Origin of the sequence: Myxacorys almedinensis A, from assembly GCF_010091945.1 — a bacterium.
GTDB classification, from domain to species: Bacteria; Cyanobacteriota; Cyanobacteriia; order Leptolyngbyales; family Leptolyngbyaceae; genus Myxacorys; species Myxacorys almedinensis.
On record NZ_WVIE01000010.1, the window covers coordinates 143,014 to 166,540 of the forward strand.

The following is a 23,527-nucleotide window of genomic DNA, read 5'->3' on the forward strand; positions in this document are numbered from 1 at the left end:
AAACAACCCTAGCCTAAGGCAAAATTGGGCTAGGGTCATTATCCGCGAAAATGCCAGATCTGGGGTGTAATTTGCAAAGATGATGCCCTGAGTGAGGCAAGGAGAGGTCAGGTTCGGTTTGGGCAGTCTTTAGAGAGTCAAGGATGGATTTTGACTGAGTTTAGGAAGCGTAATAATGTAGCGAAATCCAGGTTCTGAACTGCCCTGAATCAAAATTTGTCCGCCGTGCAGTTCAGCGAGTTGGCGACTCAGCAGCAAGCCCAGGTTTTTACGCAACGCTTCTGCACCAAGAACGTCTACATCAGAATCTGCGATCGCACTCATGGGCATGGTCACTGTGTCCGTGCGATCGCGGGTAGCAGTTCCATTTTCACCGACATACCCGCCGTATTCCAGGCTCATCAAAGAAGGGGCTACCTGCGACGAATAAACCTCCGTATACACCAAGCCATCGCCCAAACAAGGGTGAGATGCCCAAACGGTGAGCCGCAATCCACTACTTTTGTGAGACACATGCAGCCGGATAATGCTGCCAGCATTCGATGCCTGAATCACGCTAAAGATAAGGTGATAAATCATCTGGCGGACTTTATCTTTGTCTAATAGCCAAATCCGCGTACCCGGCTCGACCGAAAGACGAATATTTTGCTCTCGACGGTGAGCCGCTTGATCCAATGCGCTGATCGCTTGCTGACAGAGCATTTCCACATCTATAGGCGATAGCGTTAGAGCCTTGCTGCTGTCGTCAAGCTGGGAAAGTTCCAGAATTTCTTTCACCAATGACAGAAGATATTGCCCACTATGGTGAATGATGTCTAAATATTCTTTTTGCTTGCTGGTGAGAGGACCGTAAATCTCGCGATTGAGCACGCTTGCCATACCCATCACAGAGGTGAGCGGCGTCCGAAGTTCTTGAGTGAGTTGAGCAAGCAATTCAAACCTAATGGGGGTAGTCGGCAAAGCCAGCAACGGATTTTTAGAGGTCTGGGCAGCGACTTCATTGGCTTGGGTTTTCAGGATACACAGCCGTTCATACTCACTCATACTCAATCGAGCGAGCAGCATCAAAACCTCAGCATCTTTTTCGGTAAAGTTGCGCGGCATCAGATCAAAGATTGCCAGTGTACCAACGCATTCGCCACTTGTGGTGATCAAAGGCGCTCCCAAATAAGCACGGATGCCATACTGCACAAGCAGACTGTTGGTGAAGGTAGGATGAGCTAGGGCATTGTCGATCGCTAGCACTTGATGGCTATCGACAACGTTGATACAAAATGATTCTTCGCGGGGCATTTGGCGCGATAGGGCTAAATCATTCATCAACCCTAATCGGGATAACCCAACCGCAGATTTAAACCACTGACGCTCCTGATCCATCAACGTCAACAGACAGATAGGTGCATTGAGGAAGTGAGCAGCCGTTTGAGTAGCTTCTTCAAAAATTGGCACGTTTTGAGTGTCTAGCAAGCCCAAGCCTGTTAGTACCGATAGGCGCTGCTGTTCTCGTGCCGCCACCGTTAAACCATCTAATCGACAAAATAGCCTGCTCTCAGGGATTCCCATTACAACCCCTATCCCTCGTAAAAAGAACTCGTCTACAAATAGCTGAGTAATGTTAAGAATTACTAAACCATTTGTAGCTATACAAAGACTGCCCCTGTACTAGGCTGAATCAACGTTCTTGAACAAGAAAGATTACGGAAATGTAGGAGTTATGGGGCTGATCGTCCTTGTGGGATCACTGAACCTTAATGGTCTGGAGTTAGCTAATTGAATGCTTTATAGAAAACTTTGATCGGGTGCCAACCCCTTTAGGTTTTCTCTTTTACCCAGGCTGAGTGAGCCATGAGCGATGCCATCACACGCACCCCTCGGAGTTGGTTTGTGAGGGGCAAATGACCCCGTGGAGCTTCTAAAGACCAGACGAATTCTCCGGGATAGCGAGTCCAGTTGTTTCCAGATTTCCAGCCAATCTTATCCCACAATTTCTCCCAATTTTTACTGAGACTCAGCCAGATTTCCCGTTGAATAGAAAACCCAAATCTACCGTCAGAATGGGCGATCCACAGGGCATCGATCGTTTGTAAGTCTGTCACAGGAAACCCTTCAACCTCGGTGAAATATAGCCACTTGCGTTGAGCGGCATCGTCTCCTGCTGCTTCGCACATTTTTTGAAGGGTGACTCGATCGGCTTCTTCAAAGTTTTGTTGAGCGAGAAGTTGCTGAAGAGGGGCGTAATTGATGCCGCGATCGCTCCTCAAAACAATGGTTCCGGTTGGAAAATGCTGGTGAAGAAAGTCGAGAACAGTGACTTCTTGGGTGCTGTAAAGCGCTTGATAAATTTTGGCGTCTACTCGTCCTAGAGTTCCGGTTGCCTGCCGCTCCTTCAAGAAATTCATCAAAACGAGATAGCCCGCCTCATCAAGGGCTATCAAGTCGCTGACAAGCTGTAGCTGCGCTTTTTCCGACTCTGAGCGCAGTTTAAATTGCAGAGTGGTAATGCTATCAGGAACGTTAAAAGACGTTGAGGTGTCTAGATTCGTCATGAAACTGTTCAGGCTAAAGGGCATTAGAGGGAATTGGGAGGAGGTGAAGACTGAACTTTCTCGGATTGCACTATCCCTCATTCGCTATCGTGGCTCGACCCATCTTTAGGCCTCAATCGGCTGTCGAGGCATAGAGTTGCTAGTCGGACTGGGAATCTCGATTTTAACTAGTCTAACGTGTCTGCCGTAAGCTTTAGCGATTTCACGAATCGACTGCTTCTGCTGGTGAAAGGGCAACGGTCGGCAGTTTGTAGCCTCGTTCAAAGGCATAGCGCACCAACTGAGAGCGATTGTCTAACTGAAGTTTGCTCAAAATGTTGCTGAGATGGGTTTGTACGGTGCGAGGGCTGACGAACAAGTGATCACCAATTTGCTTGTTTGTGTAGCCTTGGATGACTTCCCAAAACACCTTTTCCTCGGCACGAGTTAAGGGGAGCGGCTCAGGATTGACTGCTTGAGGCTCTGAGAGCCGTTCAGATTGCTGCATCAAGCGAATCATTTCCGAATGCATCCGCCGCGATCGCTCTAATTGCGCCTCGATCTTTGCCAACAGTTCTCGCGGTTCAAAAGGCTTGATCAGATAATCATCGGCACCGATGGAGTGCCCCTGCACCCGATCTTCGACCTCTCCCCTGCTCGACAGAAAAATAAATGGGATGAGTTGCCCCGTCCGAATGGCGCGGAGGCGGCGGCAAAACTCGAACCCATCCATCTCTGGCATAATCACGTCAGAAACAATCAGGTCGGGCGGATCTTGCTCAAACCGTATCAGGGCGTCGGTGCCACAACCCGCATCCTGAACCGAGTATCCCCGTTTCTCTAAGTAGCGCGTCAGCGCAGTTCGGAGCGTCGTATCGTCATCGACTACTAAAATCTTCTTCATTTAGATCTCCGAGCAGGTTTAAGAAGCCCATCGTTGTCAAACACAAAGTCAAATCAAGGTCAAATCAGCCCTTATGCGATGTCCTCGAACGTCTTCGCGGTGCGCGATCGCAGCTAAGGGATTTTAACTCTCCTCTTCCTTCTTGCAGAAAAAAGGTTAGAACATCAGGACGTCCTTCACCGGATCAGCCCTATTCGATCGGTTGATTGATTGCCCAAACCAGGTGACTTGCCAATCAATCAATCAATCAATTAACCAACTCACCTCGTCACTGCTCTCGACTTCGAGAATATCCCCCTCATTATGGTAAATCAATTTTTTTGTTTTTCGATTTGCCGCCTCTGTTCAACTTGCGAACGGTCAACTTGTGAACCAAGTGAGCCTCACTCGTGATTAGCAATTCTGCTACACAAGAACTTGACAAAGTTTGGTAGCCTACCAAAGCAGACTCATCCTCCTATTCGACCCTTATGTACGAAAAGATTACCCCTCCTCAAGTTGGCTCGCCGATTACCTTTAAAGATGGAGAGCCGATTGTGCCGGATAATCCCATCATTCCATTTATTCGGGGGGATGGGACGGGAATAGACCTATGGCCTGCCTCTGAGCGGGTGTTTGATGCCGCCGTCAAGCAAGCCTATGGCGACACGCGCAAGATTTCCTGGTTTAAGGTGTATGCCGGGGACGAAGCGTGTGAAATGTACGGCACCTATCAATATTTGCCAGAAGATACGCTAGCGGCAATTCGAGAATTTGGAGTTGCAATCAAAGGCCCGTTGACGACGCCGATCGGCGGTGGCATTCGATCGCTCAACGTTGCGCTCCGCCAAATCTTTGATCTCTACGCCTGCGTGCGCCCCTGTACGTATTACCAGGGCACGCCTTCTCCGCACAAAAATCCTGAAAAGCTAGATGTGATCGTCTATCGAGAAAATACTGAAGATATTTACCTAGGAATTGAGTGGAAACAAGGCTCGGAGATCTGCGATCGCTTGATCAAACTCCTCAACGAGGATCTCATTCCTGCCACACCCGAACACGGCACAAAACAAATTCCCCTCGATGCGGGCATCGGCATTAAACCGATCAGCAAGCATGGGTCTCAGCGTTTGGTGCGGCGAGCCATGCAGCACGCGCTCCGGTTGCCAAAAGCCAAGCAACTGGTGACCCTCGTGCATAAAGGCAACATTATGAAGTACACCGAAGGTGCCTTCCGCGACTGGGGCTATGAGTTAGTCACGTCTGAGTTTCGGATGGAGTGTGTGACAGAGCGCGAATCTTGGATTCTCAGCAATAAAGAGGGCAATCCTGACCTGACGATTGAGGAAAACGCGCGGGAGATCGATCCGGGCTATGAGTCGATGACGCCAGACAAGCAAGACGCCATCTGCGGCGAGGTGAAGGCAGTCTTAGAGGCAATTTGGGACAGCCACGGCAACGGGCAGTGGAAAGAGAAGGTGATGGTGAACGATCGCATCGCGGATAGCATTTTCCAACAGATTCAAACCCGCCCGAATGAATACTCGATTTTGGCAACGATGAATCTAAACGGAGATTATCTATCCGATGCTGCCGCCGCGATCGCGGGGGGGTTGGGCATGGCTCCGGGGGCAAATATCGGCGATTCGAGCGCTATTTTTGAAGCCACCCACGGCACGGCTCCCAAACATGCAGGGCGCGATCGGGTGAATCCGGGTTCGGTGATTTTGTCAGGCGTGATGATGCTCGAATATATGGGCTGGCAAGAAGCGGCAGAGTTGATCAAAAAAGGAATGGCAGCCGCGATCGCAGGAGGAGAAGTCACCTATGATCTGGCTCGATTAATGGAACCGCCTGTCGATCCACCGCTCAAATGTTCAGAATTTGCGGAAGCCATTATTCGGCACTTCTAGGTATTCGCATTTTTAACCGATCGGACTTACGCACTAGCACGAGAAACCGTTGCGTAAGTCCTACTTTAGTCCTACTTTTGCTCAAATTTTGGTTAGGGCAATTCTCGAACTGCCGCGATCGCGTCTCGTCGCAGCCGCTCAGCAATCCGAAAAAGCTCTCGTCCGGTATGAATGTGATAGTCGTTGTAATTTAGCGTAAAGTACTCTAGCTCAACGATTCCGTCGCTAAGCTGGTTTAGACAGTGATAAAGATTTGCTGCAACCGCCGCTGCACTGGGCGGATTGGGGAGCGCTTGAAACGTTTTCTGCCCCTTGTCAATCCACTGTTTGCACTCCTCAAGGTAGACCTGAAAGGCGTGCATCAGGTCATCATCGAACGGATCGCGGGAGAGGGCATTGATCTGCGATTTAAGCGGGCGCAAGATTTGATTTAACATCCGATTGACGGGAGTATAGACACGCCGAAGCCACAGGTCTAGCTGGTTGTCTGCGTCTTGCTCGGCTGCGCGCTGTTTTCGGTAACGAGCTTGAGCGGCTTCAGTGCGGTGACGCCGGGCTGCCGCGCCATCAACTGAAAAGCCTGCTGCTTCTAGTTCCTCGGTTAATTGCAGGTGTTGGTCATACTGTTGTCGATTCTGCGGATCACCCAAAATTTCGTAGGCAGCATTGATTTGGGAAATTCGATCGGGGTCTGCGGTTTCAGTCTTGGTGTCAGGATGAAATCGTTTTGCGAGACGCCGATAAGCTTGTTTGATCTCAGCCGGAGAGGCAGTGGGCTGAAGATCCAGGGTTTGGTAATGAGTTGAGATCGCCATAGAGATAGTTTAAAAGAAGAAGAAGCGAAGACCAAGCCCCCTGGGTTTTTTGATCAACTTCTGCTCTTGTCTCGCTAGATCTAGCCGTCTAATAAGGCAGGCATGGTGAATTCTAAATCTTGGAAAAGAGCAGTACTGAGATAGCGCTCTCCAAAACTGGGCTGAATCATCACAATCAGCTTGTCTGAATTTTCGGGACGTTTTCCCACCTCGATCGCTGCTTTAAGCGCCGCACCGCTTGAGATGCCTGACAGCAATCCTTCCTCGCGAGCTAACCGCCGGCTGTAAGCGATCGCATCTTCATCAGAGACCGAAATCACTTCATCGATCAGATTTACATTTAGCACCGGCGGCACAAAGCCAGCCCCAATCCCTTGAATTTTGTGCGGTCCCGGACGCCCACCCGACAACACCGAACTGTTGGTCGGCTCAACTGCGATCGCTTGAAAGCTTGGCTTGCGTTGCTTGATCACTTCCGCAACACCCGTAATCGTTCCGCCCGTTCCGATCCCTGCCACCACAAAATCAACCTGCCCATCGGTGTCTTGCCAAATTTCTTCTGCCGTGGTCTCCCGGTGAATCTGAGGATTGGCAGGATTGCGGAACTGTTGCAGCATATAGGCGTGAGGCGTGGTATCCACAATTCTCTGGGCTTGTTGAATACAGCCTGCCATGCCTTCAATGCCAGGTGTTAGCACGAGTTCGGCTCCATAGGCTCGCAGCATTGCCCGTCGCTCAGAACTCATCGTTTCTGGCATCGTCAAAATCAGCCGATAGCCTTTGGCTGCCGATGCCATCGCTAGGGCAATGCCTGTATTGCCAGAAGTTGGCTCAACCAAAACCGTTTTTCCGGGGGCAATCAGTCCTTCTCGCTCTGCGGCGTTAATCATGCTGATACCAATCCGATCTTTGACCGACGACGAAGGATTCATGCCTTCGAGCTTGGCGACAAGACGGGCGACGCAGCCTTCGGCTTGAGGAATCCGAGTTAGCTCGACAAGCGGCGTGCGACCAATGAGTTCGGTAACGTTTTGAGCAATACGCATAGCTTTAGGTAGGGTGAAGTGGAATAGCGCTTGAGGATACGCGCCGACCGATTAGTAAGTTGTCAACTCATCAATTCCCAGTCCATCATTTCAATCTTGACAGACCACTAGCACGAGCGGGGCAAACGAGTGCCTATGAGAACGTTGCTAGACGGAGCACTGAATCTAGATGTAGTACATTAAATCGAGTTGCCGTCGAGCATCACGGCGATCGCACACATCTTGGAGAGTATAGTTTTGCAAAATTGTTTTTGCAGCCTGGTCTGCTTCTTGCCAAATTTCGGAGATGACGGCTCCTTCAAGGGTTTTTGCGGCTTTGGCAGCGTCTTCTTGAGGGTTAAGTTGGGGATCAAATCCCTCTAGACAGGCAACAATTTCCAGCAGCGTGATCTTCCAAGGTTCGCGGGCGAGCAGGTAGCCCCCTTTGGCACCGCGCTGCGATCGCACCAGTCCGCCTCGCCGCAAGGTTGCTAACAGTTGTTCTAAATAGCGATCAGGAATGCTCTGCTGAACAGAGATTTGCCGGGTTTGCAACGGCTCTTTGGTAGTATAAATAGCGGCTAACTCTAGAAGCGCAAGGAGCGCATATTCGCTTTTACAAGACAGTTCCACGGGCACAATCGGTTGGGGATCAATCAAAGATAGACTCCTTTCAGTATACTCCGGTTTTCCACTAGGGTTTTGTAGATTTCCACAACATCGGGGGCAGTTACACGAGGGCTTTCCTCAACCCACCCGCGATCGCACCCATCGCTCAAGATGAGATTAACACTCACCCATCTTGACGATCTCGACGATTGGGCGAGACGAAATTTTGTCGAGAGACGCGCTTTAAAAAGACTTGGTTTGTCAAATCAACACCTCCCCGTTTTGGTTTGATTTTAGAGCAAAGATTTTAGTGTGGCGAAACGTTCTGAAACAGACTCTAGGCGTACCTGCGGGAAGAGCGAACGAAACCAGATCTAGCGAGTATTGCGGTGTTCTCCAATTGCTTCTGCGATCGCTTCAAATTCTTGCCAATTTAGCTGACCCACCACGACTCGTTGGGCAGATCGTTCACGAAACTCAAGATTCCCTTTTGCTGATTTGAGGCGGGAACCGAGTATCGTTTTTTAGAGAGAACGAAGTGTTTAGTCTTCCTTCCTCCTTGCGGAGCGTTGCCGCAGACGTCCCTCATCCCTTTCTCTAGCGCTATGTCTCAGCCAACGATCGAGTCGATTCTCCAGGAAAACCGCTTGTTTCATCCCAGTGCAGAGTTTTCTCAAACCGCTCGGATTAAAAGCTTAGGCGAATATCGTGCCCTGTGCGATCGCGCCTCTGCCGATCCTCAAGCTTTTTGGGCAGACTTGGCGCGCCAAGAGTTGCATTGGTTCCAGCCGTGGGACAGCGTGTTGGATTGGAGCGATCCGCCGTTTGCAAAATGGTTTACCCAGGGCAAGCTCAATCTTTCATATAACTGTTTAGATCGCCATCTGACGACCGATAAGCGCGACAAGCCCGCAATCGTGTGGGAAGGCGAGCCGGGGGATTCTAGAACGCTGACCTATGCCGAACTGCATCAAGACGTCTGCAAGTTTGCCAATGTTTTGAAAGATCTCGGTGTGCAAAAGGGCGATCGCGTGGGCATTTATATGCCGATGATCCCGGAAGCCGCGATCGCAATGTTAGCCTGTGCGCGCATTGGTGCGCCTCACTCGGTCGTGTTTGGAGGGTTTAGCGCCGAAGCCTTGCGCGATCGCTTGATTGATGTCGAAGCAAACGTGGTGATTACTGCCGATGGCGGATGGCGCAAAGATGCGATCGTGCCGCTCAAAGAACAGGTTGATACCGCCCTGAAAGATGCGCGGGTTGCAGTACACCATGTGCTGGTTGTCCAGCGCACCGGGCAAGCCACAGCAATGGAGCCAGGGCGCGATGTCTGGTGGCATGATCTAGCGCCCACCGCCTCTACCAACTGCCCCGCCGAACCCATGGACAGTGAAGATATGCTGTTTGTGCTGTACACATCGGGCAGCACAGGCAAACCGAAAGGTGTGGTGCATACCACAGGGGGATACAACCTTTACGCGCACATCACGACGCAGTGGATTTTTGATCTGCAAGAAAACGACGTGTATTGGTGTACGGCAGATGTAGGCTGGATTACAGGACATACCTACGTGGTCTATGGCGTTTTGTCGAACGGGGCAACGAGTGTGATGTACGAGGGTGCGCCTCGTGGTTCAAATCCGGGTTGCTTTTGGGATGTGATTGAGAAGCATCAGGTCAGCGTGTTTTACACGGCTCCGACGGCGATTCGTGCCTTTATCAAAATGGGCGACGAGCATCCCAAGGCGCGAGATTTATCGTCGTTGCGGTTGCTGGGCACAGTGGGCGAGCCAATTAATCCTGAAGCGTGGATGTGGTATCACACGGTCATCGGCGGAGAGCGCTGCCCGATCGTGGATACGTGGTGGCAAACCGAGACCGGGGGCATCATGATTACGGCGTTGCCCGGAGCGATTCCAACCAAACCTGGATCAGCGACGCTGCCGTTTCCAGGCATCCAAGCCGATGTGGTCGATCTCGAAGGAAATTCGGTTGGGGTCAATGAAGGCGGCTATTTGGCGGTGCGCTATCCGCATCCCGGCATGATGCGAACTATCTATGGCGACCCCGATCGCTTCCGCCGCACCTATTGGGAACATATTCCCCCCAAAGATGGCAACTACCTTTACTTTGCAGGCGACGGAGCGCGCCGCGACGAAGACGGCTATTTCTGGGTGATGGGCAGAGTTGATGATGTGATCAACTCTGCTGGGCACCGACTGGGCACGATGGAAATTGAGTCGGCGTTGGTGTCTCATCCTGCGGTGGCAGAAGCGGCGGTGGTCGGCAAGCCGGATGACATTAAGGGGGAAGACATTGTGGCGTTTGTGACGCTAGAAGGAACCCATCAATCGAGTGAGGCGCTGGCAAAAGAGTTGAAGCAGCATGTGACGAAGGAGATTGGTGCGATCGCACGTCCGGGTGAAATCCGATTTGCGGAGGCGTTGCCCAAGACGCGATCGGGCAAAATCATGCGACGGTTGTTGCGCGATTTGGCAGCCGGGGCAGAGATTTCTGGGGATACATCAACCCTCGAAGATCGAGGGGTGTTAGAGAAATTGCGCGAGGGATAAAAAGGGAGGGCGCGCGATCGTAGAGCAAAAGATTGACGTGCGATCGCGCTTTGCTAAAACGTTGTATCGATCGTGGGTAACTACGATCGATACAATCTAAAAATTTCAGCGCATTACGCCATCGCCATTGACATTTGGCGGCAAGATGCAGCGCAACGACGACACATATCAGCACATGCTTTCATGGGAGTATCGGCACCGTCATCGCTATGACGATCGCAGTCTTGAGCACAGGCTTCGCAAACTTCTGCACAAACGCCACAAAACCTTGCATGAAAATCAGAACTCCGCAACATAAAGTCAGCGCTGTTTTGGCAGCTTTGGGCGCAGTCCATCAGCAGCTTAATATGAGCAGGCTCAGCATGATGCCCACCTTTTTGCAGACAATAAGCAGTCGTATTTAAACAAATGCTGTGACAATCGAGGCAGTTTTGAATGCACTGCTGCACGTCTTGGCTAATTTGACTTAAGGTTAATTGTTGAATCGGCATAACCTGTCTCCTTTTAGCGAAATTGTTTGCTTGAGAATTGACTCTTAGACTTAACTTAAGAGAAGCGCTTTACGATCGCGCCCGTCTTTCGATGGGTACAGCAAAAAATTGCGGCGGCGGATATTCGACAAGCCCAAACCGAACTGAGCTTTTCTCAAGAACGCTACGATCAAGAGACCGAACTGACTAAAACCGGGGCATTGCCTCGCCGCAACGCGCTCGAATCCCAAACCAAATTAGCTAAATCACCCTCTCGTTATTGCCGAGGCTAATAGCATGAGATCTGGTCAGTGGTATGAAAAATTACAGCACATTTGGCAACGATCGAACTTAGCCCTGATCGGCTTAGGATTGCTGGCGGTCTGTCTAGGGTTTATTGTTTCAAACTGGGCGCTTCAATCAAACTTAATTCGCTCTCGCAACCACAAAGTCACGCTCAGTTTTGTCGTTCCCAACGATGTCGCAATGCAGTGGCAATCCCTGATTGATGAGTTTGAAACCATTCACCCCAACATTGCGATCGATTTGGTCAATCTTCGTGACCAGAACGCCATTAAACCGCAAGATTCTAGAGCCGTCAAAAAGCGATACATCGATTCATTCACATCCCAGGGAGAGGCTGCCTACGACCTGGTTTTTATGGATGTTATTTGGGTTCCCGAATTTGCCGAGAATCGATGGATACTAGAGTTACCAATACCTCCCGGCGATCCGGAGTTGAGGAAATTTCTCAATGATGATGTCAAGGGTGGAACCTATGAACATAAGCTCTATCGCATGCCTCTGCGCTCCGATGTTGGCTGGCTCTATTACCGTGCTGATCTACTCAAGGAAGCAGGATTGAAGCCACCAGAAACGTTTGAGGAATTAATCAATATTTCTCAGGCACTCAAAGCTAAATTTGAAGACAAAGGACTGCGTTGGGGGTATCTCTGGCAAGGACGACAAGCAGAAGCACTGGTCGCGATGTTTGTTGAGGTTCTCCACGGGCATGGCGGTTTTTGGATTAATTCTGAAACCTTAGAAGTGGGACTCGACCGACCTGAAGCGATCGCAGCCGTGCAATTTCTACACCGCACCATGTTGGATGAGCACCCCATTTCCCCTAAAACCCTCACAACCTATCGCGAAGACGAAACGCTCAAGCTCTTTCTAGAAGGGAACGCCGCCTTTTTGCGAAACTGGTCGTATGTTCTACCACGAGCCAATTTAACGGATTCTGGTATTCGCAACAAAATCGGTGTGAAACCGATGGTGCATGCACCCGGTTATACGAGTGGAGGCTGTCAAGGGGGATGGGGATTGGGAATTGCTGAAAGAACGCAGCATTTCAAAGAAGCTTGGGAGGCAGTTCGATTTTTTACAAGTGCAGCCGCGCAGCGCAAACTCTATCTTGCAGCAAGCGATGGATTACCGGCTCGGCGAGAACTGTTCAAGGATTCACAACTGGTTAAGCGCTACAGTCACTATCCAGCAATCCTCAACTTTTTTGAACATCAAAAGCCGCACCCAGTCGTTTTACGTCCTGCTGTCCCTCAGTACGCCAAAGCAACTTGCATTTTACAAAAATATCTTCACAGTGCTCTGACTCAAGAAAATCCGGAGATCGAAAAGAAAATGCAAGACGCTGCTAGAGAGACTCGGATTTTACTCAAGATGAGCGATAGTAGACCAAATGAGGACTGTCTTTTTGACGATCGTCGGCAGACTGCTATCAATCAAGGGCAAATCTCTCGATAGTTTTCATTGCTGAGGTAGCGCTTCCATTCTTTCTGGGTGAGGTTCTCAGCGATGTGTTTACATGCATTACGCTGCAAATCGTCAAATTGCCAAGTCCACACCTTTGCCGTTGCATCTGAACTGGCGGTAGCAATTTTCTGATCGTCTTGTGGCTTAAAGGTAACCGCGTTCACAGGTTTTGCATGGTCTAGACGGACAACTTCCTGACTGCTCGATCTCTTCCAGACTCTGGCTGTTCTATCATCACTTGCTGTTGCCACAAATTGGTCGTCCGAGCTAAATGCGATCGCATTGACTTTACCATCGTGGCTCAATGCCGCAGGGGTTTTGTTCTGACACGGCTTGATAGTCCACACACGCCCCTTACTGTCTAAGCTACCGGTGGCTAAATAGTGTTCATTGTGGCTAAATGCGATCGCAATCACGCCCCCATCGTGTTGTAGTGCTGCACACTGTTGACTCCCATCTTTCTGAAAGACTTTTGCTTTATTGTCATCACTCGCCGTCGCAATCAAGTTGCCCTGCAAACTAAACGTCACCGCATTGATTTTACTTTCATGATTCCAGTTTGCCAAACGTCGCTGGGTTACCACATCCCATAACGTTGCTGTGTTATCTGCAGATGCTACCACGAGTTGCGAGCCATCAGGACTCAACGCGATCGCTTCTACCGAACTCTCTGAAGGAAACTGCCGAACCGAATCATCATCCCCTGTCATCGCGGCTTTGGGGCTAGAAGTAAACTGATGATTATGAGGGACTTTCCAAACCCGTACTATATTATCATCGCTCGCAGTAGCAAAGAATTGGTTATCCTGGCTAAAGGTTGTGAACTGATTAACACTCCGGTTCTGACTGATTTCTACAAGCGCAGAGTGACCGCTATTGGTCTGCCAGAACTGCACGGTTGTTTTCGCTTGGCTCGGAGCAGAACTCGATAAGGCGCTGAGTTGCCCATCCGGGCTGAGCGCAGTTGCTTCAGAGTTGGGCGCTGTGCTCATCGCAGGTATAGCACTTTTAAACTTTGTTCGCTGACTGAAAGCCTTTTGCTGAGGATCTGTTGTTTGCCAAACTTGCAAACTACGTTGCACTATGGATTGATGTGTGGATTGATGTGTGGATTGATCTAGACTTGCAGTGACCATTCGATCGCCTTGGGAGTTAAACGCTACAGCGGTCACAGCACCATCGTGGGTTAGACGAGTCACCGCTGCATTATCCCTAATTTTCCACAAGCGGGCTTTATTATCCAAACTTGCTGTTGCAATCAGGGTCTCGTTTTCTAAACTTGGGCTAAAGACGACAGCACTAACAAAGTCCTGATGGGGAATGTAAGCGATCGATTTGCCACTCGCGATGTCCCAAACTCTCACAATTTTATTTGTACTGGCAGTAGCGATCCATCGGCTGTTATGGCTCAGTGATACCGCCGTTACCGCTTGCTCATGGGGGAAGGTTATGAGTGGGCGATCGCTGCCTATCTCCCATATCGCGGCAGTCTTATCTAAACTAGCCGTTGCGACAACCGTTCCATCTGCACTAAAGGCGACATCAAGAATTGCGCCTTTATGCTCCATCAACTGCCCAACTGGGGTTCCGCTAGCTGTCTCCCAGACGTGAGCCGTCCCATCAGCACTGGCGGTCACAATTAGCCTTCCATCGGGGCTAAAGGCTAGAGAAGTAACGCTATTTCCTCGGTTGAGAGACGCGATGCGCTTGCCGGTTGCGACCTCCCAAATGTGAGCAGTGATCCGATCTTCAATGGGTTGATTGAGATGAGTCATATCAACAGTTGCGATCGCAAGAAGCTTGCTATCAGGACTAAATGCGATCGCAGTGATATAAGCCGAAAGCTCTAAGCGTCTGAGTAGTTTCCAGCTTTTAGCATCGCGGATCTCAAGGGTATTATCGTGCGCGATCGCAATCAAGTTAGCTTCATCCTCCAAGCTAAAAGCAACCGCATTTGCTTTCCCAATTTTCTTGAAATCATTCACCTTGCCCCCTGCGATAGTCCCCCTTTTTGCCATACCGTCTACGCTAGTGGAGACCAGATATTGCCCGGTGCGGCTAAAGGCAACCGTTTCTACATCATCTTGGTGTTCTACAGTGTTGAGCAAACGAGGTAGAGCATCTAATCGATGATATAAAACATGTACCGCATCGGCAGAGAAACGGTTCTGATGCTTAAATTGTTGCATTGCTTCCAATGCCAGAAGCGTACTGATGCGCGGATTACTAGCGACCTGAGCTTGGTTTACAAGTCGATCGGCTTGCAGGCGCTCAGTTTGTTGTTTTGCTTCTTGCCATCGATTGCCAACAAACATAAGACTGAGCACTAGAATAATCAGCAGAACAACGTAAATAAATCGTCTGGTTAGTTGCTGAGTTAACCGCTTGATCTTTCGTCGATTCAGCTTGTTTGCGCTGGTCGTTAAAAATTGCTGGTCTTCATTGCTGAGATGTTTGTCTTTTGCCCATTCCATGGCGTCTTGGAATGCTGTCTCATCCAAAAGCCAAGCCTCATCCTGGCAGCCAGAGGCAAACCAATTTGCTAACGCATCACCATAGAGACGACGCTTCTTGACTAGCTCCTCCGCCACCCAAGCTGAGTTAAACACCTCCCGATAAATCCGGTTATAAATGCTTAATTGATGATGTTGTTCTACCACTAACCCAGAGAGACATAGTTTCATTTGTTCTGGGCTGTGATCCGCAGCAATCTCTTGCTGACGTAAAATTTGTTGGTATAGCCCTAGCAGAAAACAAGCTTGCTGATCGTTGACCAGAATGCGATCGCGAATATGGCTCAAATGACCTTTTTCATCCCGAAATTCCCAGTTTTGCAAGATGTGCGATCGCACAAGATTTTCAACCGCCTCCGCTTCATTGCCTGCTGGAATGAAGTCTTGACTCATCTGGATCAACGCACAAAGCCGCTGGGTCAGAAAAGGTTGTCCATTTGTCCACTCCAAAACCTGTCTCAAAACAGCTTCAGGATCGCCCACTCTGTTGATCAAACCCTTTGCTAACGGTTTGGCTTCCTCAAACCGAAACCCTGCAAGGTGGATGGCGTGACCAATGTTGAAAGGAGTAAATTGTTTATCTTGAATGAGATCTGAAGGGGTCGCCACTCCGAACAGGGCGAAGGTCAGGCGACGATACTCTGGAAAATCGGCGCGGCGGTTGTAACAAGCTCGAATCAGGGCAAAAAAGTCATCTACTCGAAACTGTAGGCTGAGAACACTATCAATTTCGTCAACAAATAGCACAATGTTCTCCGGTACAGTTGCTAAGAGTACCTCTTCAATAAAATTACTCAATCGTTTGACTGGAGAAAGCGCTTTGCGTTCAGTCCACCAGCTTAAATCGACTCCCAAATCGAACTGGGTTACGAGTTCATCAAAGGTATCGGCATACCACTGCTCTGGCTGACTCTTAGTATCACGAACTGAAAAATCGAGTACGCCGCAGGATGTTCCGATCGCACTTAATCGACTTTCCATTTGCACTCGTAGGCTAGATTTTCCAGTCTGCCGAGAATTTAGCACATAGCAGAACTTTCCAGCCGTCAGTGCTTCATAGAGATCATGATCTGCTTGGCGCGTGACATAGCTGCTAGCATCAGAAAAGAGTGTGCCACCAACAATGTAGCGATAGGTTGAGTAATAGGTCATTCCTCTATTGAAGTAAGGGGCTGTATTAGATAAACCATCTCTAGATGATCTAATGAGACGAGATGATCTCATAAACGATCGCGAAAATAGCGGCGGTATAATTCACAAGATGGCACGACGCCCTTTTCCTCTACCTCAACCAATCCCATACCGTATAGCTGAAACACAAAAGCAGGTTCAACCCTGGTTGGAACCGTCGAATTTACAATGCTCTTGAACGCCATTGCTAAATTTGAATTCTGTTGAAGTGTGCTTAAAAGCTCCCCTAAGTAGTTATGATAAGGACCAATTTCTGTTGCTGCACTGTGCAAAAACTGCTCTAGCGACATTTCTGGATGCAGTTTCAGGTAATCAAGTGCTTCATGAATCAGATACGGATTCCCCCCAATTAACTCCATCATCTGTTTGATCTGATCCGCTTGCCAATCCACTGCATACCGCTGAACTAATTCTGCCGCTTCCCTCAGATAAAAGGTTCGCAAGGAAAAGACAGTTCCAACATTCGCCAGCGGAGAGTAATTAATATCAAGCGCGCCGTAAATATCTGTAGAGTGGACAATCACGAGCCGCAGATTCCGCCAAGCGCTACCGCGAACCCGTCTAGCCCTGTCATACCAACTTCTAAGTAATTTACAAAAGTCATCGGCAATGTCGTGCTGTTCAAAAACCAGATCTACATCGTCTAAAACAAGCACCAAAGGCGTGTCAAGCCCCGACCATAGACAAGTTTCAAAATAATTTGTGCAGTTGCTATTATTCCCCAGGTCAGCTTGCCACTTTTCCTCTAATTGGTTGGGTCGTTCTAAACTGTTCCCAACACTAATGCAGAACCACTTCAAGAACGTTTGCAAGTCTGCGAAAACAGCGCGATCGGCATCTCGAAAACTCAACGTTACTGACTGATAGCACTTCGCTTGTCCTTGGTTTAATAGGTGTTCAACAAACCAGGTTTTGCCCATGCGATGGGGCGCTTTGACCCGAACTAAAGCGCTTGATTGCGAAAAAATGGTGTCATAGCATTGAGCTTCAAAGGGGGGACGCTCTACATAAGAGTCTGACGGTCGCTGATGATCATTCGGTTCAATCAGATCGGCAAGTTGTAATTCTAAAAATCGAGCGATTGCTTCAGCAGAGTCCCTTCTCACATTGACCCCTCTCAAAAGTCGCTTCAAGGTATCAATGCTGATCCCCGCCTGCACTGCCAACTCCTCTCGTGTGTAGCTCAGATCCAAGTGTTGCTCTCTGCGTTGCTGCCGCTCCCGTAAAATTCTGTCGCGCACGCGATCGCGCACCCGTCGGATGCCTTGTGCAGTCGCTTGAACACTATCGGTTTCGCGTTTTTTCGACATCGCTTACACCCTAGAAAGTATCTACTCTTTAGTTTAAGAGTCGAGAGCGATTCGACAAGAGCAGATGGCGAAACTTAACTGCACCTTGACGGCACAGATCTATTTTTAAATGCACAACATTGCTCCTCTCCCAGCCTATTGCATTGACCTATGAGGTGATCGCTGTCTTGTTATCGTGGATTACCTTTTAAGTGCGATCGCTGATCTTCCGTCAATTTGCAAAAAGGTTAAGCGATTTGGATAGTTCAATGCGCGCTGCTTTGCAGATACCGCAAGGGTCGCACTGCGCTGAGAGAAACCAGATATTACTACAAGCACGATCGCTGCTCGTCAAGTTTCTGAAGTGCGATCGCTAAAGTTCAGAGATCTCACAATGATGGCGTTGTTAGAACATTTGTGAGTCTCTTTGTGTTTGTAGTACACTCGCTCAGATGTGTTGAGTGCGAGTGATATGCGGCGTGATCCAATTTTTTATCAGATGTTCCAACGATCTCCCCAATTGCTGTTTGATTTGCTTGGATCTCGACCGAGTAATGCCGATGACTATCGCTTTGATTCGGTAGGGGTGAAGGAACCCAAATTTGAGATTGATGGCGTGTTTCTGCCGCCAAAGTCAGAGCCGGGAACGGTCTATTTCTGTGAAGTGCAGATGCAAAAGGACGAAAAGCTTTATGAGCGGCTATTTGGCGAATCGTTGCTGTATTTTTACCGCAATAGTGAGCGGTTTTCGGATTGGCAAGCGGTGGTAATTTATCCGTCCCGGAGCATTGAGCAAAGCAAAGTCTATCCGCATCGCTCTCTGTTGAATGGAGAACAAGTTCATCGGATCTACCTGGATGAATTGGGCGATGTGGAAGTGTTACCTGTAACCGTTGCGGCGACTGTATTGACAATCGTAGAAGAGGAGGAAGCTCCGGAGTTAGCGCGGTCTTTGTTGGCGAGAACGGAGCAAGAGGAACTCACGGATCAAGAAAGAACAAACCTCATCGATATTGTGACCTCTATAATGGTCTATAAGTTTACTAACTTAAGTCGTCGGGAGATTCGAGCCATGCTAGGACTAGATTTTACTCAAGAGCCACGCGCGATTCGGGAGGCAAAGGAAGAAGGACGAGAAGAAGGACGGGAAGAAGGACGGTCTCTGATCCTACGCTTACTCACGAAAAAGGTGGGCGAATTGGATGAATCGAGGCGCGACCCCTCGCGGGTATCTCTTCGAGATCGCGTTCTGGCATTATCCTTTGACCAACTCGAATTACTGAGTGAAGCATTGTTAGATTTCTCTACGATCGCGGATCTGGAAGCTTGGTTTGCTGAACACGCTTAGGGCAACTGCGGATGATCTTCCAACCGCGATCGAGTTTCTGCTATCGCTGAACATTCCTCAAAGTGCGATCGCGCATCTGAAAATTATCAATCCGCACGCTCAGACCATCGCGCAAGTCAATCTCTCGCAGATACCCCTGAGCCAGCCAAGTCAATTGTTAAAGTTTGGTTAGCTGAACGGCTTGAGCGAGTCAGTTCTATCAGGAATTTGTAGAGGTCATCTGAACATTATCGGTTTCACGTTTTCTCGACATCGCTCACACCCTAGAGAGTATCTACTTTCTACGCATACCCTTAGTCTAACAAAAGTGCAAAACACCCTTTAGGTAATTTAAGGTTTGTTGCCAAGGCAAAGTTTTAAAGTTAACTGATTCATACCCTTATCCAGCAATGCCCATCAGTTTTACCCAACCGACGAACTGGTGTAAATAACAATGAGCTAAGTCTTATGAGCTAAGTCTTAGCGGTTTCCGGACTCACTGACTCAGCCATGCGATCGCTTGTCGAATCCATGCCTCAGCATCATCAGATTTTGACAACGTAGAGCTTTGTCCCACTGATTGCAGCGCTTGGGTAATTTCGCGATCGGTATAGCCTAGGGCTAAGAGCGTCATTTCTACGTCTTCTTGCACCTTTGAGGCAGGGCCTGCCCCTGGAGCAATCACTAGATTTGCCTGCGATCGCCACTCCAAAAGTTTCGTTTTCAGTTCCAGTGCAATGCGCTCTGCGGTTTTTGCTCCTACTCCTGGTGTGCGAGAGAGCAACCGCGTATTGCCAGATACGATCGCTTGAACGAGATCTTGCAATCCCAGCGTGTCTAGCAACGCCACTGCTAGCTGCGGCCCAATTCCGCTCACACTCACCAACTGCCGAAACAAGTCTCGCTCTGCCGAGGAACCAAAGCCAAACAGGGTAACTTGATCCTCTCGCACATTAAGATGGGTAAAAATTTGGGCAGCTTCGCCTATCTCTGGCAAGTCTTGCGTCAAACGCGGCACAATTTGGATGTCGTAGCCGATATTGTTCACCTCTAGAGTCAGCACCACACGAGAACTGCTAATTTTTTGAATGACTGCGATCGTACCCTTGAGATAACCAATCATTTAAGATCACCAATCCTAAAAGCAAGCCATGAGAGTCTAGCGAAAGCCAAAATATTTCAAGCCTTCAAGAATGCCAGCCGCACAATGGGCAGTGGCTAAATAGCGTTGCGGGTTGGGATGGTGGCGATGCCATTGCAACAGTTCGGGTTGGGCATTACCAACGATGATGCCGCATTCCTCTCCTCCCGCAAACAGGGCAATATCATTTCCCGAATCGCCGCAGACGATCGTCTCCCCCGCCGCAAAGCGTAACTGTTGCCGAATAAAGGTCATGGCGCTGCCTTTGTTGGCATGGCGTGGCAAAATATCTAAATCTTTGCCACTGCTATAAATCAGTTGCCCATCCACACCGCGTTGCTCTAACGCTGACTCTAACTCAGAGAGAACGTCTACCGCTACGTCTTGAGCGAGTAGAAAACTAACTTTGAAGGGAGACTGCTCTGTTTCTGCCTGCAACACTAAATCCGAAAAATGCGCGGTGACTGCAAACACCTGATCTCGATTCCATCCCGGAGTCAGGGTTTCTGACCAGCCAGAGTCGGGCGTTGCTTGCCCGGTGCGATAAATCTCAGTGCCGACCGAGGCAATCAGCACGTCTGGGTCAATCAGTCCTGCTTCTGCTTGCAGTTGTTGATACAACGTCAGCGATCGCCCGGTTGAATAAACGACCTTGGCTCCTTGGGTGTTGCGCTGGTCGGTGAGCCACTGGTTGAGGTGATCTAAGGCAACGTCATCTCCAACTAAAGTATTGTCTAAATCTGTTACGAGCAGAAACTTCGGCACAGGTATCCCCTCTAGACTCTTCTTTAGAGTTTATCGATCTGTGGCAAGATTACCTAATGCTAGGGAAAGAAAGCCTGATGAGCCGGGTTGGTAGCCGAATTTTAGCCTGGAGTTTGGAGGACGGATTTTAGCTCATCGGGTGTATTGCAGTTAAACAAAATCCTCGGTTCACAGGGTAGTTCTTGAATCACCTGAGTGGATAACCACCGTTGAAACGAGCGCCCGCCTTGCTCAATGAACTGTTCTAAGGCTGATAAACGATTGGTTCGGTAGAACCCGCACAAAGGTTGCCATCCTTTCTCGTGTTTGGGAAGCAGGGCAACGGCAGCGTCTGGCACGCCATCTAGCGAGGCTGCCCAAGGTTGAAGTTGGGTGCCATCTAATCGAGGGAGGTCGCAGGCTAAGAGCAAAATCCACGGGGTAGAGACGTGAGGTAAGGCTTGAGCAACTGCGATCGCAGGACCTCGCGGCTCGATTTCAGCAATAAATTGTGCCTCAGATGGCACCCGCGATCGATACGCTTCAACTCTGGAGGTGACGACGTAAATCTCATCACTGCACAACAATGCTGCCTCGCAAACCCGCCGCAACAGGGGAACGCCGTCGATCTCGATAAGCGCCTTGTCTCGACCCATGCGGGAGCTTTGTCCGCCTGCCAAAATGATTGTGGTTACTTGATTAGTGATCAATTTCAACTCGTTTGGGACTAGGAGGTGAGGGGGAGAGGGGGTAAGAGGGCGGAGGGGTGAGAGGGTGGAGGGAGATGTTACCCATCCACTCATCCACTCATCCACTCATCGATTCCCAGTCCATCATTTCAATCTTGACAGACCACTAGGGCAATTTGTAACTCGCAACCCGAACCGTCAGGTTGCCTTGGCGGGGATCGCGGCGAAAAATAAATGCACCTTCTTGAGTTTCCCCATCGGATAGAAAATCAATGTGCTGATCACCCGACTCTTCGATCTGCCCGTTCACCCGCAACTCAGCGATCACCTGAACCGATTCAACCGTTTCGCCGCCCGTGTTAGAAACCGTAAACGGAACGTAAAACTTCCCCTTGGCTTCCCGAATTTCTGGAGAGGGCTGAACCTCTACGACAGGGGGGCGAGCGTCCTCAGTTGCCCAAGCGTAGATTACAAGACCCGCGATCGCGCCCAAAATTCCGGAGGCAATGCCGAAGGTTGTCCACTCTGCAACGGTGCGCTGCGGTTTATCAGAGCTTTTGCCCTGGGGTGATTGGGGAGATGAAGTCATATCGCGAGCCGCCCAGCAGAGCCGCCGACCGCCGCCGGTAACCCTAGCAAAATCGTGTAGCTCAGCCACACCTGCCACGGGTCGCCAAACTCTAGCTTTTGAAAGAAAAATAGCATCACCATCGCCGCAATCAGAGATACCAAATAGGACGCGATCGTTTCACTGAGCGGACGCTGAAAAATGCCTTTCTGCTGTCGTCGCTGTTGATAATTTGTGAACCCTGACGCAAACACAATGCAGTAAGAAATCAGTAATGAGGCTGCCATGATCAGGAGCAACCAACCTGCCGAGGCGGCTGAGGCTAACATGGGGATTTCATCGGTAGGGGCGATGTTAAAAGCGATAATTGTTGCCCCAATGAGCGTGGCGCTGATGTCGGAAAGCGTAGCATTGAGGGATTGAGATTTAGAAACTGGAGGCACTGTTTCTTCAACCGGGTCTTCATCACCTTTGAGAAATTGATTCGCCAAAGCTACCCCTAACGAAAATGGCACCCCTTCATAAATGAGTTTGCCCAATACTTCATGGAGCGGAGTTTGCAGCGTAATTTCTTGCAGCAATGCTAAAACTAATCCAGTACAAACAATACCAATGGCGATCGCTTCTACGCTGTCTATCAGGGCACTCGCCGTTCGAGAATCGCTGGTGCGACGAAACCCTGCCGTTTGATTGAGAAAAAAGATGAATCCAAACATCAACACTAGAGCCAACAGCATTCTGATCGGACCGATATATGAGCCAATCCACCAAACTTCCATTGTGTAAAGCAACGGAATGCCAAATAGGAATCCGCCTGATGCTCCTCGCAGCAGATCGCTCAGTTCTGTGCGCCATTGCTTTGCTAAACCCATGTCAACAGGGGGTGCTGAAAGATGATCATCGCGGTTATGACGATATTCACAATTCACGACATTAAATCACGATATTAAATTTAAAGATGCGATCGCACCTGTCATTCCTCCAAAGACAGAATGTTATCTTAGCTACGAAACTAAGATAAGTTGACGAGATCACTGAACGTTAGAACTTGATTGTACAACCCTAACTACAACCACAACAGTATCACCAAGGTTGCTGCATAACACTACGCTGCTGCGTAACAATAAAGAAGTCGGCAAACGCATGCTCAATACTATGGTGATTGAATGGCTAAAGGTCAGGGTTCCGATTTCCCTCCGCGAAACCTATATTCAAAAAGATGCCGAGATCTGGACAACGGCTCTGTCGAAGTATCCGGGCTATGTTGGTAAAGAAATCTGGTTTAACCCAAACGACGACACCGAACTGATTATGGTGATCTATTGGCAAACCAAAGAAGCCTGGAAATCGATTCCGGCTGAGGTACTGCGAGAGAGCGATCGCCAGTTTACCGAAGCCATGGGACAGGCGTTTCCCTTTGTTGAAGAAGGCGAGTATCACGTCCGTAAGTTTGGCAATCACTAGTTGGCAATCACTAGTTGG

20 protein-coding genes are annotated in these 23,527 nt (G+C 49.4%); 6 read left to right on the forward strand and 14 right to left on the reverse strand.

Going from position 1 to position 23,527, the window contains the following annotated elements:
- Positions 1-129: 129 nt before the first annotated feature.
- The 3 genes from GS601_RS10765 to GS601_RS10775 form a co-directional block, all read right to left on the reverse strand.
- A complete protein-coding gene (locus tag GS601_RS10765) occupies positions 130-1,563 on the reverse strand; it encodes a GAF domain-containing sensor histidine kinase (RefSeq protein ID WP_162423279.1) in 1,434 nt (477 codons plus the stop codon).
- A 248-nt stretch (positions 1,564-1,811) separates the two neighbouring features.
- Positions 1,812-2,546 (reverse strand): GUN4 domain-containing protein, encoded by a 735-nt coding sequence (locus tag GS601_RS10770; protein WP_162423280.1) that lies wholly within the window; start codon positions 2,544-2,546, stop codon positions 1,812-1,814.
- Positions 2,547-2,748: 202 nt separating this feature from the next.
- A complete protein-coding gene (locus GS601_RS10775; protein ID WP_162423281.1) occupies positions 2,749-3,429 on the reverse strand; it encodes a response regulator transcription factor in 681 nt (226 codons plus the stop codon).
- 470 nt (positions 3,430-3,899) lie between these two features.
- Here GS601_RS10775 and GS601_RS10780 point away from each other — a divergent pair, with 470 nt between their 5' ends.
- Positions 3,900-5,321: an NADP-dependent isocitrate dehydrogenase gene (locus GS601_RS10780; protein WP_162423282.1), complete on the forward strand. Its 1,422-nt coding sequence runs from the start codon at positions 3,900-3,902 to the stop codon at positions 5,319-5,321.
- Between the two features lie 92 nt (positions 5,322-5,413).
- Here the strand turns inward: GS601_RS10780 and GS601_RS10785 are convergent, their stop codons facing one another.
- From GS601_RS10785 to GS601_RS10795, 3 genes are all read right to left on the reverse strand, one after another.
- Positions 5,414-6,136, reverse strand: coding sequence for a J domain-containing protein (locus GS601_RS10785; RefSeq protein ID WP_162423283.1), 723 nt, complete (start codon positions 6,134-6,136; stop codon positions 5,414-5,416).
- An 80-nt stretch (positions 6,137-6,216) separates the two neighbouring features.
- Entirely contained in the window at positions 6,217-7,182 is a 966-nt protein-coding gene (gene cysK, locus GS601_RS10790) for a cysteine synthase A (protein WP_162423284.1), read from the reverse strand.
- 165 nt (positions 7,183-7,347) lie between these two features.
- Positions 7,348-7,821 (reverse strand): RrF2 family transcriptional regulator, encoded by a 474-nt coding sequence (locus GS601_RS10795; protein WP_202925005.1) that lies wholly within the window; start codon positions 7,819-7,821, stop codon positions 7,348-7,350.
- Between the two features lie 554 nt (positions 7,822-8,375).
- Between GS601_RS10795 and acs the strand changes: the two genes are divergently transcribed.
- The gene (acs, locus tag GS601_RS10800) at positions 8,376-10,343 is read left to right on the forward strand and encodes an acetate--CoA ligase (protein ID WP_162423285.1); all 1,968 of its coding nucleotides are present in this window, start codon (positions 8,376-8,378) and stop codon (positions 10,341-10,343) included.
- Positions 10,344-10,456: 113 nt separating this feature from the next.
- Here the strand turns inward: acs and GS601_RS23175 are convergent, their stop codons facing one another.
- On the reverse strand, positions 10,457-10,834 hold the full coding sequence (locus GS601_RS23175; RefSeq protein WP_162423286.1) for a four-helix bundle copper-binding protein: 378 nt from the start codon (positions 10,832-10,834) through the stop codon (positions 10,457-10,459).
- A 276-nt stretch (positions 10,835-11,110) separates the two neighbouring features.
- On the opposite strand from GS601_RS23175, the gene GS601_RS10810 reads away from it, so the two are divergent.
- A complete protein-coding gene (locus GS601_RS10810) occupies positions 11,111-12,574 on the forward strand; it encodes an extracellular solute-binding protein (RefSeq protein ID WP_162423287.1) in 1,464 nt (487 codons plus the stop codon).
- Here GS601_RS10810 and GS601_RS10815 read toward each other — a convergent pair.
- Complete coding sequence (locus GS601_RS10815) at positions 12,553-16,248, reverse strand: AAA-like domain-containing protein (RefSeq protein ID WP_162423288.1); 3,696 nt, start codon at positions 16,246-16,248, stop codon at positions 12,553-12,555. The genes GS601_RS10810 and GS601_RS10815 overlap by 22 nt on opposite strands.
- Positions 16,249-16,316: 68 nt before the next feature.
- Positions 16,317-17,597 (reverse strand): AAA-like domain-containing protein, encoded by a 1,281-nt coding sequence (locus GS601_RS10820; RefSeq protein WP_162423289.1) that lies wholly within the window; start codon positions 17,595-17,597, stop codon positions 16,317-16,319.
- Between the two features lie 451 nt (positions 17,598-18,048).
- Between GS601_RS10820 and GS601_RS10825 the strand changes: the two genes are divergently transcribed.
- Together GS601_RS10825 and GS601_RS10830 are read left to right on the forward strand one after the other, a co-directional pair.
- Positions 18,049-18,924: an Rpn family recombination-promoting nuclease/putative transposase gene (locus GS601_RS10825; protein ID WP_162423290.1), complete on the forward strand. Its 876-nt coding sequence runs from the start codon at positions 18,049-18,051 to the stop codon at positions 18,922-18,924.
- On the forward strand, positions 18,908-19,096 hold the full coding sequence (locus GS601_RS10830) for a hypothetical protein (protein ID WP_162423291.1): 189 nt from the start codon (positions 18,908-18,910) through the stop codon (positions 19,094-19,096). Before GS601_RS10825 ends, GS601_RS10830 begins: the two co-directional genes overlap by 17 nt.
- 303 nt (positions 19,097-19,399) lie before the next feature.
- On the opposite strand, the gene ruvA is transcribed toward GS601_RS10830, so the two are convergent.
- The 5 genes from ruvA to GS601_RS10855 all read right to left on the reverse strand — a co-directional run bounded on the left by ruvA (position 19,400) and on the right by GS601_RS10855 (position 22,917).
- On the reverse strand, positions 19,400-20,026 hold the full coding sequence (gene ruvA, locus GS601_RS10835; protein WP_162423292.1) for a Holliday junction branch migration protein RuvA: 627 nt from the start codon (positions 20,024-20,026) through the stop codon (positions 19,400-19,402).
- Positions 20,027-20,062: 36 nt separating this feature from the next.
- Complete coding sequence (locus GS601_RS10840) at positions 20,063-20,809, reverse strand: sucrose-phosphate phosphatase (protein ID WP_162423293.1); 747 nt, start codon at positions 20,807-20,809, stop codon at positions 20,063-20,065.
- A 101-nt stretch (positions 20,810-20,910) separates the two neighbouring features.
- Positions 20,911-21,591 (reverse strand): molybdenum cofactor guanylyltransferase, encoded by a 681-nt coding sequence (locus GS601_RS10845; RefSeq protein ID WP_162423294.1) that lies wholly within the window; start codon positions 21,589-21,591, stop codon positions 20,911-20,913.
- A 52-nt stretch (positions 21,592-21,643) separates the two neighbouring features.
- A complete protein-coding gene (locus GS601_RS10850) occupies positions 21,644-22,066 on the reverse strand; it encodes a TIGR02588 family protein (RefSeq protein ID WP_162423295.1) in 423 nt (140 codons plus the stop codon).
- Complete coding sequence (locus tag GS601_RS10855) at positions 22,063-22,917, reverse strand: TIGR02587 family membrane protein (RefSeq protein WP_162423296.1); 855 nt, start codon at positions 22,915-22,917, stop codon at positions 22,063-22,065. Before GS601_RS10855 ends, GS601_RS10850 begins: the two co-directional genes overlap by 4 nt.
- Positions 22,918-23,188: 271 nt before the next feature.
- Here GS601_RS10855 and GS601_RS10860 point away from each other — a divergent pair, with 271 nt between their 5' ends.
- The gene (locus GS601_RS10860; RefSeq protein WP_238393199.1) at positions 23,189-23,509 is read left to right on the forward strand and encodes a TIGR03792 family protein; all 321 of its coding nucleotides are present in this window, start codon (positions 23,189-23,191) and stop codon (positions 23,507-23,509) included.
- The last annotated feature ends 18 nt before the right edge of the window (positions 23,510-23,527 follow it).